At 69.9% G+C, this 13,665-nt stretch carries 12 protein-coding genes; 9 read left to right on the forward strand and 3 right to left on the reverse strand.

Annotated elements, in window-relative coordinates:
* The first annotated feature begins 16 nt into the window (after positions 1-16).
* Positions 17-727 (forward strand): DUF4190 domain-containing protein, encoded by a 711-nt coding sequence (locus HED23_RS08185; RefSeq protein WP_203182738.1) that lies wholly within the window; start codon positions 17-19, stop codon positions 725-727.
* A 66-nt stretch (positions 728-793) separates the two neighbouring features.
* Here the strand turns inward: HED23_RS08185 and HED23_RS08190 are convergent, their stop codons facing one another.
* A complete protein-coding gene (locus HED23_RS08190) occupies positions 794-1,333 on the reverse strand; it encodes an NADAR family protein (RefSeq protein ID WP_386468656.1) in 540 nt (179 codons plus the stop codon).
* Positions 1,334-1,550: 217 nt separating this feature from the next.
* Between HED23_RS08190 and HED23_RS08195 the strand changes: the two genes are divergently transcribed.
* The 8 genes from HED23_RS08195 (at position 1,551) to HED23_RS08230 (ending at position 11,257) form a co-directional block, all read left to right on the forward strand.
* A complete protein-coding gene (locus tag HED23_RS08195; RefSeq protein WP_203182740.1) occupies positions 1,551-3,065 on the forward strand; it encodes a gamma-aminobutyraldehyde dehydrogenase in 1,515 nt (504 codons plus the stop codon).
* Positions 3,066-3,113: 48 nt separating this feature from the next.
* Positions 3,114-4,361, forward strand: coding sequence for a polyamine ABC transporter substrate-binding protein (locus tag HED23_RS08200; protein WP_203182741.1), 1,248 nt, complete (start codon positions 3,114-3,116; stop codon positions 4,359-4,361).
* Between the two features lie 49 nt (positions 4,362-4,410).
* The gene (locus HED23_RS08205) at positions 4,411-5,568 is read left to right on the forward strand and encodes an ABC transporter ATP-binding protein (RefSeq protein WP_203182742.1); all 1,158 of its coding nucleotides are present in this window, start codon (positions 4,411-4,413) and stop codon (positions 5,566-5,568) included.
* Positions 5,565-6,488 (forward strand): ABC transporter permease, encoded by a 924-nt coding sequence (locus tag HED23_RS08210; RefSeq protein WP_203182743.1) that lies wholly within the window; start codon positions 5,565-5,567, stop codon positions 6,486-6,488. Before HED23_RS08205 ends, HED23_RS08210 begins: the two co-directional genes overlap by 4 nt.
* Positions 6,488-7,291: an ABC transporter permease gene (locus tag HED23_RS08215; protein WP_203182744.1), complete on the forward strand. Its 804-nt coding sequence runs from the start codon at positions 6,488-6,490 to the stop codon at positions 7,289-7,291. The genes HED23_RS08210 and HED23_RS08215 overlap by 1 nt, the downstream gene beginning before the upstream one ends.
* 21 nt (positions 7,292-7,312) lie before the next feature.
* Complete coding sequence (locus HED23_RS08220) at positions 7,313-8,728, forward strand: NAD(P)/FAD-dependent oxidoreductase (protein WP_203182745.1); 1,416 nt, start codon at positions 7,313-7,315, stop codon at positions 8,726-8,728.
* Between the two features lie 157 nt (positions 8,729-8,885).
* Positions 8,886-9,335 (forward strand): hypothetical protein, encoded by a 450-nt coding sequence (locus HED23_RS08225; RefSeq protein WP_203182746.1) that lies wholly within the window; start codon positions 8,886-8,888, stop codon positions 9,333-9,335.
* A gap of 83 nt (positions 9,336-9,418) precedes the next feature.
* The gene (locus tag HED23_RS08230; protein ID WP_203182747.1) at positions 9,419-11,257 is read left to right on the forward strand and encodes a chitinase; all 1,839 of its coding nucleotides are present in this window, start codon (positions 9,419-9,421) and stop codon (positions 11,255-11,257) included.
* Here HED23_RS08230 and HED23_RS08235 read toward each other — a convergent pair.
* Both HED23_RS08235 and gabT read right to left on the reverse strand, forming a co-directional pair.
* Entirely contained in the window at positions 11,242-11,778 is a 537-nt protein-coding gene (locus tag HED23_RS08235; protein ID WP_238441874.1) for a phosphatase PAP2 family protein, read from the reverse strand. The two genes, HED23_RS08230 and HED23_RS08235, sit on opposite strands and share 16 nt — an antisense overlap.
* A gap of 410 nt (positions 11,779-12,188) precedes the next feature.
* Complete coding sequence (gene gabT, locus HED23_RS08240; RefSeq protein ID WP_203182749.1) at positions 12,189-13,529, reverse strand: 4-aminobutyrate--2-oxoglutarate transaminase; 1,341 nt, start codon at positions 13,527-13,529, stop codon at positions 12,189-12,191.
* Positions 13,530-13,665 lie beyond the last annotated feature (136 nt).

Below are 13,665 nucleotides of genomic sequence, written 5' to 3' on the forward strand. Positions count from 1 at the left end.
ACGATGGGGGAGGCCCATGTCAGACAACACACAGCAGCCCGGGGGCGAGGGCGCGCCGCGCGATCCGTGGGCTCCGCCGGACAACAGGGTCGAGCTGGGCAAGCAGCCGGCGGACGCCGCCCCGCCCGCGGTGCACGACCAGCCCACGGTCACGTCCATGCCGGGTGCCGACGCGGGCACCGGGCCCATACCCGCGCCCGGGGGTTCGTTCGGACCGCAGCAGCCCTCGGTGCCCGCACCGCCGGTCGGGCCGAACGGGCCGGGGCAACCCGACCGGTACGGCTACCCGGCAGCTCCCGCGGGCCCCTCGGCGTCGTACGGCTACCCGGCCGCGCCGGTCGCGCCCTCGGCGTCGTACGGCTACCCCGGGTACCCCGGCTACGGGGGCCAGCAGCCCTGGGGCCCGGCGCCCGCGAACGGGCTGGGGATCGCGGCGATGGTCCTCGGCATCATCGCGGTGGTCGGCTTCTGCATGTGGGGGTTCGGCATCATCCTCGGCATCCTGGCCCTGATCTTCGGCATCATCGGCCGGGGCCGCGCCAAGCGGGGCGAGGCGACCAACGCGGGCATGGCGCTCGCCGGGATCATTCTGGGATCGGTCTCGATCGTCATCAGCGCGATCTTCCTCGGGTTCCTGATCTGGGCCGTCGCCAACGACGAGTCGGGCAGTGACTACGACTACGACGACCCGTACGCCACGTCACTGGTGGTCGGCACCTCCCGCTGACCGTGGTGGACGGTTACCCGTGGCCGGGCCCGGGGCAGGAGTGCCCGGGCCCGGCCACGCGCCGTGTCACCCCGCGCGCAGCAGCGCACGCGCCTCCATGAGCGCGAAGCCCAGCAGATTGAGCCCACGCCAGGAAGCGGGGTCCGCGGTGCGCGGATCGTCCTTGGCGAGCCCGATACCCCATATCCGGTCCATCGGACTGGCCTCGACGAGCACGCGCTCGCCGGTGCCCAGCAAGTACGCCCGCAGCGCGGGATCCTGACCGAATTTGTGCACGCTGCCCGCGACGACCAGGGCGAACCGCTCCCGCGCCCACACGTCGTCGTCGAAGCCCTCGACCAGCCGGCCCACCTTCTTCGCCGCCGCCGGACTGCTCGCCGCCACGGCGAGGGCCTCCGCGCCGGCGTCCCCGAAGAGCCGCGCCTTGCCGGCCATCATCCAGTGCTCCGCCGAGGCGTAGGTCACCGGACCGACCGTGAACGGCGCCGGCCACCACTGACTCAGGCAACTCTCCCCGAGCCGGCCGTCCGAGCGGGGCCGGTGCCCCCAGAACGGCAGGTATTTCACGTTCTCCCCGCGTGCCGTGCGCGCCAGGAGGCCGTCCATGTGTTCCTGTCCCATGGCAGCCGAGTCTGGCATCCGCCACTGACAGTCAGTACAGGGTTTTCCGTACGTACGAGACACATCGTCGACAGATTCCGTCGCGTAACCAAAAGGAAACAACGGAATCACTTGTTGGTGGAGGTGCCCTCTGTCAGGATCGGCTCTCAATTCGACAAGAAGCTACGCCGCCCCCGGTCAGGGGGCAGCGGAGGAGAGCGTCATGCGCAACGGTTTCCAGGTGCAGGACCGCTTCGCCGGCGGTGCGCAGTACATCGGCGGACTTCTGCGCCCCGGCACATCGGGACACCATCAGGACGTCGTCGACCCCGCCACGGGCGGAACGGTCCTCCGTTACGAACTGGCGGGCACCGACGACGTCGACGCCGCCGTGTCAGCGGCCCGCGAGGCCTTCCCCGGCTGGTCGGGGCTCACCCCGGCCGAACGGTCGGAGGCGCTGCACCGCTTCGCCGCCGTACTCGCCGGCCAGGCCGACGACTTCGCGTACGCCGAATCCCTGCAGTGCGGTAAACCCGTCAAACTCTCCACCGGGTTCGACGTACCCGGCACGGTCGACAACACCTCGTTCTTCGCCGGTGCCGCCCGCCACCTCGAAGGCAAGGCGGCCGCCGAGTACAGCGGCGACCACACCTCCTACGTGCGCCGTGAGGCCCTCGGGGTCATCGGCTCGATCGCACCGTGGAACTACCCGCTCCAGATGGCGGCCTGGAAGGTCCTCCCGGCTGTCGCCGCCGGCAACACCATCGTGCTGAAGCCCGCCGAGATCACCCCGCTGACCTCACTGATGTTCGCCCAGGCGGCCACGGAGGCCGGCCTCCCCGACGGTGTGATCAACATCGTCTCCGGTGCCGGGCAGACAGCGGGCGAGCACCTCGTGAGCCACCCCGACGTCGTGATGACGTCCTTCACCGGATCCACCGCCGTCGGCAGGCGGGTCGCCACGCTCGCCGCCTCCACCGGCAAGCGCCTGCACCTGGAGCTCGGCGGCAAGGCGCCCTTCCTCGTGTTCGACGACGCCGATCTCGACGCCGCCGTGCACGGAGCGGTCGCCGGAGCCCTCATCAACACCGGCCAGGACTGCACGGCAGCCACCCGCGCCTACGTGCAGCGCCCCCTGTACGACGCGTTCGTGAGCGGGGTCGCCGCCCTGATGGAGAGCGTGCGGCTCGGCGACCCCTTCGACCCGTCGACCGACCTGGGCCCGCTGATCAGTCACCGGCAGCGCGACCGGGTCGCCGGTTTCGTCGACCGGGCCCGCTCCTACGCGACCGTCGTCACCGGCGGCGAGGCTCCCGGCGGCGCACTCGCCGACGGCGCCTACTACCTGCCGACCCTGATCACGGATGCCGCCCAGGACAGCGAGATCGTCACCTCGGAGATCTTCGGTCCGGTGCTCGTCGTGCTGCCCTTCGACACCGATGACGAGGGGATCCGCCTCGCCGACGACACCCCCTACGGACTGGCCGCCTCCGCCTGGACCACCGGCCTGTACCGGGCCAACCGCGCCACCCGAGAGCTCAGGGCGGGCTGCGTGTGGATCAACGACCACATCCCGATCATCAGCGAGATGCCGCACGGCGGATACAAGGCCAGTGGCTTCGGCAAGGACATGTCGTCGTACTCCTTCGAGGAGTACACGCAGGTCAAGCACGTCATGTACGACAACACCGCGGTGGCCAGGAAGGACTGGCACCGCACCGTTTTCGGGGACCGATAGCAGCGGCCGCCGGCCGGCGGCCCCACCCACCCGGAAGGGCACACGCGTATGGAGCAGTACGAGCCCGAGCGCCTCTCCGCGCCGCAGCTGGCAGCCATGAGGCGCAGCCTCAGAGACGGCCGGGGCGCCCTCACCCGCCGTTCGCTTCTCCGGGCGTCGGGCACGGCAGCCCTCGCGCTCGGCGGTCTCGGGGCGCTGAGCGCGTGCGGGATACCGCCCGCGAAGCGGGAAGGGGGCGCCGCGGCCTCCGACGACCGCTCGGCGGCGGAGAGGCAGATCAACTTCTCCAACTGGACCGAGTACATGGACGTCGGCGAGGACGGGAAGAGCCGTCCGACCCTGGACGCCTTCACGAAACGCACCGGGATCAAGGTCAAGTACACGGAGGACATCAACGACAACGTCGAGTTCTTCGGGAAGATCAAGCCGCAGCTCGCAGCGGGCCAGGACACCGGCCGCGACCTCGTCATCGTGACGGACTGGCTGGCCGCACGCATCATCCGGCTCGGCTGGGCACAGAAGCTCGACCACGCGAACCTCCCGCACGCCTTCGCGAACCTGTCGGCCCAGTTCCGCACACCCGACTGGGATCCCGGACGTGCCTACTCCTACCCGTGGACCGGTATCCCGACCGTCATCGCCTACAACGAGAAGGCGACCGGCGGCCGGAAGGTCGACTCCATCACCCAGCTGCTGGACGATCCCCGGCTCAAGGGCAAGGTCTCGTTCCTCTCCGAGATGCGCGACTCGGTCGGCATGACGCTCCTCGACATGGGCAAGGACCCGGGGTCGTTCACCGACGCCGACTTCGACGCGGCCGTCGGCCGGATGCAGAAGGGCGTCGACACCCAGCAGATACGCCGCTTCACCGGCAACGACTACACCGCGGACCTGAGCAAGGGCGACATCGCGGCCTGTGTGGCCTGGGCGGGGGACATAATCCAGCTCCAGGCCGACAACCCGGCGATCAAGTTCTCGATCCCGTCCGCCGGGTACATCACGTCGAGCGACAACATGCTGGTCCCGGCGCACGCACGGCACAAGACCAACGCCGAGAAGCTCATGGACTACTACTACGAGCTCCCCGTCGCGGCCCGGCTCGCCGCCTACATCAACTACGTCTGCCCGGTCGACGGTGTCGCCGGTGAGCTCGCGAAGATCGACGAGTCGATGGCGTCCAACACGCTGATCCTGCCCGACAAGGCGATGGCCGCGAAGTCACGGTCATTCCGCTCCCTCAGCTCCGAGGAAGAGACGGCGTACGAGGAGAAGTTCGCCGAGCTCATCGGCGCCTGACCGGCCCGTCCACCTCCCGACCTCCTCCGACACCCTGGGACCGCGACCCATGACACAGCAGCAGGCAGCGGGCGGCGACGTCCGTCTCACCGGGATCAGCAAGACCTACGGCTCCTTCACCGCAGTGCACCCCCTCGACCTCACCGTCCCGCAGGGCTCCTTCTTCGCGCTGCTCGGCGCGTCCGGCTGCGGCAAGACCACCACCCTGCGCATGATCGCGGGCCTGGAGGACGCCACCACCGGCACGGTCTCGCTCGGCGGCCGCGACATCACGGGCCTGCCCCCCTACAAGCGGCCCGTCAACACCGTCTTCCAGAGCTACGCGCTCTTCCCGCACCTCGACGTCAGCGAGAACATCGCCTTCGGGCTGCGCCGCCGAGGCGTCAAGTCCGTGAAGAAGCAGGTGGGCGAGATGCTGGACCTCGTCCAGCTCGGCGACTTCGCCCGACGCAAGCCGCACCGGCTCTCCGGCGGCCAGCAGCAGCGAGTCGCCGTGGCCCGCGCGCTCATCAACCACCCCCAGGTCCTCCTCCTCGACGAGCCTCTGGGCGCCCTCGACCTCAAACTGCGCCGCCAGATGCAGCTCGAACTCAAGCGGATCCAGACCGAGGTCGGCATCACGTTCATCCACGTCACCCACGACCAGGAGGAGGCCATGACCATGGCCGACACCGTCGCGGTGATGAACGGCGGCCGGGTCGAGCAGCTCGGCGCCCCCGCAGATCTGTACGAGAACCCCATGACCACCTTCGTGGCGAACTTCCTCGGCACCTCCAACCTCATAGAGGGAGAGATCGTGTCCACGGGGGCGGACGTCGTCGTCGCGGCCGGCGGCGGGAAGCTCAGGCTGCCCGGCGGGCGTTGCTCGTCCCCCGCACGGAGCGGGGGGAAGGTGCTCGTGGGCGTCCGCCCCGAGAAGATCTCCCTGACCCACACCGACGACGCGGACGCGATACCCGACGGCCGCAACCGGGTCACCGGCCGCATCACCGACTCCAGCTTCATCGGCGTCTCCACCCAGTACGTCGTCGAGAGCCCGGCCGGCACGGCACTCCAGGTCTACGAGCAGAACATCGAGCGCGACACCCGCCTCGTCCCCGGCGCCGACGTCGTCCTGCACTGGAATCCCGAGCACACCTTCGGACTCGACGCCGCCCAGTCGATCGACGCCGGAGCCGGCGCGGAAGGCCTGGAGGAAGTGGCGTGAGCGTCACCGGAGCGCCACCGGCGCCCTCCGCGAAGGCCGAGGTCCGCAAACCGTCCACGCGCAGGCGGCTCGTCCCCTACTGGCTGCTGCTGCCCGGCATCCTGTGGCTGCTCGTCTTCTTCGCACTGCCGATGGTCTACCAGGCGTCGACCTCCGTGCAGACCGGATCCCTGGAGAAGGGCTTCGAGGTCACCTGGCACTTCCGGACGTACTGGGACGCCCTCCCCGACTACTACCCGCAGTTCATCAGGTCCCTCCTCTACGCGGGCACCGCCACGCTCCTGTGCCTGCTGCTCGGCTACCCGCTCGCGTATCTGATCGCGTTCAAGGCGGGACGCTGGCGCAACCTGGTACTGGTGCTGGTCGTCGCGCCGTTCTTCACCAGCTTCCTGATCCGAACGCTGGCCTGGAAGACGATCCTCGCGGACGGCGGCGCGGTCGTCGACGTGCTGAACACCCTGCACGTCCTGGACGTCACCGCCTGGCTCGGCTGGACCGAGAACAACCGGGTCCTGGCCACCCCGATGGCCGTCGTCTGCGGACTGACGTACAACTTCCTGCCGTTCATGATCCTGCCGCTGTACACCTCGCTGGAACGGATCGACGGCCGGCTGCACGAGGCCGCGGGCGATCTGTACGCCACCCCCGCCACCACCTTCCGCAAGGTGACACTCCCGCTGTCCATGCCCGGGGTCGTCTCCGGCACGCTGCTGACGTTCATCCCGGCGAGCGGCGACTACGTCAACGCGGAACTCCTCGGCTCCACCGACACCAAGATGGTCGGCAGCGTCATCCAGAGCCAGTTCCTGCGGGTGCTGGACTACCCGACGGCCGCCGCGCTCTCGTTCATCCTCATGGCGGTCGTCCTGCTCGTGGTCACCGTCTACATCCGCCGCTCCGGGACGGAGGACCTGGTCTGATGCCCGTACTCCGATGGATCCGCCGGAACCTGGTCGTGCTCGCCGGTCTGCTGACCCTCGCGTACATGATCCTGCCGAACGTCGTCGTCATGGTGTTCTCCTTCAACAGGCCAGGAGGGCGTTTCAACTACGCCTGGCAGGAGTTCTCCCTGGACGCCTGGAAGGACCCCTGCGGCGTCGCCGACCTCTGCGGTTCGCTCTCGCTCTCGCTGCGCATCGCCCTCTGGGCGACCGTCGGCGCGACCGCGCTCGGCACGATGATCGCCTTCGCGCTGGTCCGTTACCGCTTCCGGGCCCGCGGCGCGGTCAACTCACTGATCTTCCTGCCGATGGCGATGCCCGAGGTCGTCATGGCCGCCTCGCTGCTCACGCTCTTCCTGAACATGGGGGCCGAACTCGGGTTCTGGACCGTGCTGATCGCGCACATCATGTTCTGTCTCAGCTTCGTGGTGACAGCCGTCAAGGCACGCGTGATGTCGATGGACCCGAAACTGGAGGAGGCCGCCCGCGATCTGTACGCGGGCCCCGTGCAGACCTTCGTCCGGGTGACCCTCCCGATCGCCGCCCCGGGAATCGCCGCGGGAGCGCTGCTCGCTTTCGCGCTCTCCTTCGACGATTTCATCATCACCAACTTCAACGCGGGATCCACGGTGACGTTCCCGATGTTCGTCTGGGGATCGGCCCAGCGCGGAACGCCCGTGCAGATCAACGTCATCGGCACGGCCATGTTCGTCATCGCCGTGACGGTGGTCCTCGCCGGACAGATCGTCGCGAACCGGCGCAAGAGCAATGCGGGAAAGTAGAACCCGAAGGAGTTGGAAACCATGGCGCCGGATGCCATGCGTGACGCCGCGCACTCACTCTCGGACGCGCGCCCCTTGTCGTACTGGCTCGACGACCCCGGAAGGCCCGGAGCCCGTCCCGCGCTGACGGGCGACGAACGGTGCGATCTCCTCGTCCTCGGTGGCGGCTACAGCGGACTGTGGACCGCGCTGACCGCCAAGGAACGGGACCCCGGGCGCGATGTCGTCCTCGTCGAGGGCCACGAGGTGGGCTGGGCCGCTTCGGGCCGCAACGGCGGATTCTGCGCGGCGTCGCTGACCCATGGCCTGGCCAACGGTCTGGAGCGCTGGCCGGACGAGATCGGGACGCTGGAGGAGATGGGCGCGCGGAACCTCGACGCCATCGAGGCGGCCGTCACCCGTTACTCCGTCGACTGCGACTTCGAGCGGACCGGCGAGATCGACGTGGCGACGCAGCCCCACCAGTTCGAGGAGCTTCGGGCATGGCACCGCAGGACCCAGGAGCTGGGCTTCACCGGACTGGAGCTCCTGGACCGGGACCAGGTGCGCGCCGAGGTGGACTCGCCGACGTTCCTGGGCGGCCTGCTGGACCGCCGCGGTGTGGCCATGCTGCATCCGGCGAAGCTCGTCTGGGGCCTGAAAGAGGCCTGCCTCGGCCTGGGCGTACGGATCTACGAGAACACCCGCGGCCTCGAACTCGCCCGGTCGGGCGCCGGCATGGCGGTGCGCACCCCGTACGGCAGGGTGTTCGCCCGTGACGTCGCTCTCGGCACGAACATCTTTCCGTCGCTGGTGAGGCGGGTTCGCCCGTACACGGTCCCGGTGTACGACTACGCGCTGATGACGGAGCCCCTGAGCGGGGAACAGCTCGCCTCGGTCGGCTGGCGGAACCGTCGGGGACTGGGGGACAGCGCCAACCAGTTCCACTATTTCCGGCTCTCCGCGGACAACCGGATCCTGTGGGGCGGGTACGACGCCGTCTATCCGTACGGCGGGCGGTTGAACCCCTCGCTGGACCAGCGGCCGGAGACGTTCCTGAAGCTTGCCGGGCAGTTCTTCGAGTGCTTCCCGCAGCTGTCCGGTGTCCGTTTCAGCCACGCCTGGGGCGGTGCGATCGACACCTGCTCCCGCTTCTCCGCGTTCTTCGGCACGGCGCACGGCGGCCGGGTCGCGTACGCCGCCGGATACACCGGACTGGGCGTCGGAGCCACGCGCTTCGGCGCCGAGGTCATGCTCGACCTGCTGTCGGGCGAGGAGACCGGACGGACCGCGCTCGGCATGGTGCGATCGAAGCCGATGCCCTTCCCGCCCGAGCCGTTCGCCTGGGCCGGGATCGAACTCACCAAGAGGTCCCTCGCCCGGGCGGACAGCCATGGCGGACACCGCAACCTGTGGCTGCGGACCATGGACCGGCTGGGGCTCGGCTTCGACAGCTGAGTCCGGGCGGACCGGCTCGGACCGCCACGCCCCGGGTGACCCAGCTCACTGCCGATCGGCAGCCGAACCCGCGTCATGATCCGGGCCCTGCCCTCTCTCTCCCGTGAACGCACCGACAGGACCCTGTCGGTGTCCGCAGGGACAGGGAGGGCAGCTCATGGCCGTCACGGGGGCGAAAGCCGCGGTCGTATGGCTCACATCGGTGGCACCGGATCCGGGTGCCTGCCGGAGGGAGTGGGAGCGCAACCCGCAGGGAATGGCGCTCCTTCCGGCCGGGAGGCGCTGGGACGTGCTGATCGTCCCGGGCGGGCTCGGTCACCCGACGCTCGATGTGCTCACCCGGCTCATCGACAGGCCGGGGCCCGTTCTCGCGGACTTCGGCGACTCCAGGATGGGCTTCTTCGTGGCCCCGGGGACGGCGGCCCGCTGGATCGGGACCGGCATCCGCGGCGTCGGCGAAGGGGCGTGGATCGTCGTCCCCCGGCCGGGCAGCACCGTGGGCCGGGTGCGATGGCTGATCCCGCCGGACGGATCCGGGACGCTCACCGACGCGGCCCTCCTGGAGCTCGCCCTGCACGAGGCCGCGGGCGCCCGGGGCGGCGGCTGAGGCACCGCCAGAGGTCTTGACAACCACATTGGTCTGGACCATGTTGTGCGCACCGCTCAATTCCCCCTCGCACGGAGGCTGTTGTGGAACGCACCGGATCCCGCACCGGACCACCCACCCGTTTGTCCGGACTCCTGGCAGTCTCCTCCGCCGTCGTGCTCGCCGCCGGCGCTCTGGCCGTCACGGCGCCGGCCGCCGGGGCGGCCGACGCCGACCTGGCGCGAAACGGCGGCTTCGAGGCGGGGCTGGACGGCTGGAGCTGCACCGGCGGCAGCGGCGCGGCCGTCAGTACGCCCGTGCACAGCGGGACTTCGGCCCTGAAGGCGACACCGGCGGGCAGCGACAACGCCCGGTGCTCCCAGACGGTGACGGTGAAGCCCGACTCCTCCTACACGCTCGGCGCGTGGGTGCAGGGCAGCTACGTCTACCTGGGGGCATCCGGCACCGGGACCACCGACGTCTCCACCTGGACCCAGTCCGCCGGTGCGTACAAGCAGCTCACCACCACCTTCCGGACCGGGCCCGCGACCACATCGGTGACGGTCTACACCCACGGCTGGTACGGCACCCCCGCCTACTACGCCGACGACCTGACCCTGACGGGCCCCGGGGGCGACCCCGTCGCCGTCCCCGCCACCCCCACCGGGCTGCGGGCAGGCACGGCCACCGCCTCGGCCGTCCCGCTGTCCTGGACCGCGTCCGCCGGAGCCACCGGCTACCGCGTGTACCGCGGCGGTACGAAGGTCCTGGACACCACCGGCACCTCGGCGACCGTGACGGGGCTCGCCGCGTCGTCCGCCTACAGCTTCCAGGTCGCCGCGGTCAACGCCGCCGGCGAGTCGGCGAAGTCGGCGGCCGTCACCGTCACCACGGCCACCGGCGGCTCGGGCGGGAACGACGGCGGCCTCCCGGCACGCGCACTCGTCGGATACCTCCACTCCAGCTTCGCCAACGGCTCCGGCTACACGCGGATGGCCGACGTCCCCGACTCGTGGGACGTCATCAACCTCGCCTTCGGCGAGCCCACGTCCGTCACCTCCGGGGACATACGGTTCTCGCTCTGCCCGGTCGCCGAATGTCCCGGCGTGGAGAGCGAGGCGGACTTCAAGGCCGCCGTCAAGGCCAAGCAGGCCGCGGGGAAGAAGGTGCTGATATCGATCGGCGGCCAGAACGGTCAGGTGCAGCTCGCCTCCACCGCCGCCCGCGACACCTTCGTCTCGTCCGTGTCCAAGATCATCGACACCTACGGTCTCGACGGCCTGGACATCGACTTCGAGGGGCACTCGCTCTCGCTGAACACCGGTGACACCGACTTCCGCAGCCCGACCACCCCCGTCATCGTCAACCTGATCTCCGCGGTGAAGTCGCTCAAGGCCAAGTACGGCGAAGACTTCGTCCTCACCATGGCGCCCGAGACCTTCTTCGTGCAGCTCGGCTACCAGTACTACGGATCGGGCCCCTGGGGCGGCCAGGACCCGCGCGCCGGTGCCTACCTGCCCGTCATCCACGCCCTGCGCGACGACCTCACCCTGCTGCACGTCCAGGACTACAACTCGGGCTCGATCATGGGCCTGGACAACCAGTACCACTCCATGGGCGGCGCCGACTTCCACATCGCCATGACCGACATGCTGCTCACCGGCTTCCCCGTGGCGGGTGACCGGACCAAGGTCTTCCCGGCGCTGCGACCCGAGCAGGTCGCCTTCGGTCTCCCGGCGTCCACCCAGGCCGGCAACGGCCACACCTCTCCGGCCGAGGTCACCAAGGCGCTCAACTGCCTGACGAAGAAGACCGACTGCGGCTCGTACCAGACACACGGCACCTGGACGGGGCTGCGCGGGCTGATGACCTGGTCCATCAACTGGGACCGCTTCAACAACTGGGAGTTCTCGAAGAACTTCGACGCCTACTTCGGGCGCTGACCGCTCCCGGCGCCCGCCCGCAGGGTGAGAAGGAGCACCCCGCTCAGGCACCAGCCGGCCACCACGTCCAGAGGCCAGTGGTAGCCGCGCAGCACCAGACCGACGCTCGTCGCCGCCGTGAGCAGGACGGCGGCGACGAGCGTCACCCATGACCGCTTCAGGTACGGGGCCAGCAGCAGCGCCGCGGCCCCGTAGGCCACCATCGCCGTGGTCGTGTGGCCCGACGGGTAGTAGCCCGTCGCCTCGGTCAGCGGACCCTGGCGGTCCGTCCACAGCTTGAGCGGGACGACGAGCGCCGGTACCGCGGCCATGGTCAGGACGGCGTACAGCGCCGCGCGCCGGGCGCGGCGGAACCAGGCGACGAGGACCGCGCACGCCAGCACGGGAACGGCGACCTGCGTGTTCCCGAGATCGGCGAACAGCTCCGTGAGGGGGGCGGGGCCCCGCCCCGCCAGCTCCAGACCGAGGCGCTCGTCCGGATCCAGCAGCGGGCCGTCGGCCAGGACCTGCCAGGTGATCACGAGGAGGACCGCCAGGAGAGCCGCGGCCGTGGCAACGAGAAGAACCGGCCACCGGGGAACAGGGGGGATTGTTCCGAGGTGGCCGGTCGGATCGGTTTGCCGCGCGCCCCGGGGGGTGTGGGGCGGGCGGCCATCCGATCGGTGAGGAGTCCCGGAGCCCGAAGCTCCAGCGGTGTGCGCGATGGCACGGCCGGGACGGCACTGGGGGAGCCCCGGCCCGGCATCACCCGCAGTCCCCTGCGGGCGGGGTGTTTCTCTCATCTGGGAAAACCGTACGTCAGGGGAAGGAGGCACCGGAAGTGACAACGGTATCCCGCCATCGCCCTCGCACACCTTCTTCACACACCCTCACCCGGCCGCCGGTCGCCGCCGTCTGGAACGACGTCCGGCCGCCGGATGATTCGCACGCGTCAGAGCCGCGCGAACGCCTGCTCGATGATGTCCAGGCCCTCGTTCAGCAGGTCCTCGCCGATGACGAGCGGCGGCAGGAAGCGCAGGACGTTGCCGTAGGTGCCACACGTCAGCACCAGCAGGCCTTCGGCGTGGCAGGCCTTGGCCAGTGCCCCCGCGGCGGCCGCGTCGGGCTCCTTCGAGCCGGACTTCACCAGCTCGATCGCGATCATGGCGCCGCGGCCGCGGATGTCCCCGATGATGTCGCCGTTCGGGAGCTTCGACCGCATCTCGGCGAGGCGGCCCTTCATGACCTCCTCGATGCGCTTGGCCTTGCCGTTCAGGTCCAGCTCGCGCATCGTCTCGATGGCGCCGAGCGCGCCCGCGCAGGCCACCGGGTTGCCGCCGTACGTCCCGCCGAGGCCGCCGGCGTGTGCGGCGTCCATGATCTCGGCGCGACCGGTCACCGCGGAGAGCGGGAGGCCGCCCGCGATGCCCTTGGCGGTCGTGATCAGGTCCGGCACGATGCCCTCGTCCTCACAGGCGAACCACTGACCGGTGCGGCAGAAGCCGGACTGGATCTCGTCCGCGACGAAGACGATGCCGTTGTCCTTCGCGAACTGCGCGATCGCCGGGAGGAAACCCTTGGCCGGCTCGATGAAGCCGCCCTCGCCGAGCAGCGGCTCGATGATGATCGCGGCGACGTTGTCCGCGCCGATCTGCTTGGTGATCTCGTCGATGGCCTGCGCGGACGCCTCGGCGCCGGCGTTCTCGGCGCCGGTCGGCCAGCGGTAGCCGTACGCCACCGGCACGCGGTACACCTCGGGTGCGAACGGGCCGAAGCCCTGCTTGTACGGCATGTTCTTCGCCGTCATGCCCATGGTGAGGTTGGTGCGGCCGTGGTAGCCGTGGTCGAAGACGACGACCGCGGTGCGCTTCGTGTAGGCACGGGCGATCTTCACCGCGTTCTCGACCGCCTCGGCACCCGAGTTGAACAGCGCGGACTTCTTCGCGTGGTCGCCCGGCGTCAGTTCGGCGAGCTGCTCGCAGACCTCGACGTACCCCTCGTACGGCGTGACCATGAAACAGGTGTGGGTGAAGTCGGCGAGCTGCGCCGAGGCACGGCGCACGACCGCCTCCGCGGAGGCGCCGACCGAGGTGACGGCGATACCGGAACCGAAGTCGATCAGCCGGTTGCCGTCCACGTCCTCGATGATTCCGCCGCCCGCCCGGGCGGTGAAGACCGGCAGCGTGGAGCCCACACCTGCGGCGACCGCCGCGACACGGCGGGCCTGCAGCTCCGCCGACTTCGGGCCGGGGATGGCGGTGACGACGCGGCGCTCCTGCGGGATGTCGGACATGCGGGGCTCCTGGGGGTGTTTCGGACGCTTCTGTTTCTGCAGGCTAGGGGCGGGTGAGGGCAGCGGTCATGCTCCGATCGGGAGTGATGTGGGCGTGTCCTTGTCCGTGGCGGACAGATGGCCCCGCGGGGCCATC

The organism is Streptomyces pratensis (genome assembly GCF_016804005.1).
Taxonomy (GTDB): Bacteria; Actinomycetota; Actinomycetes; order Streptomycetales; family Streptomycetaceae; genus Streptomyces; species Streptomyces pratensis_A.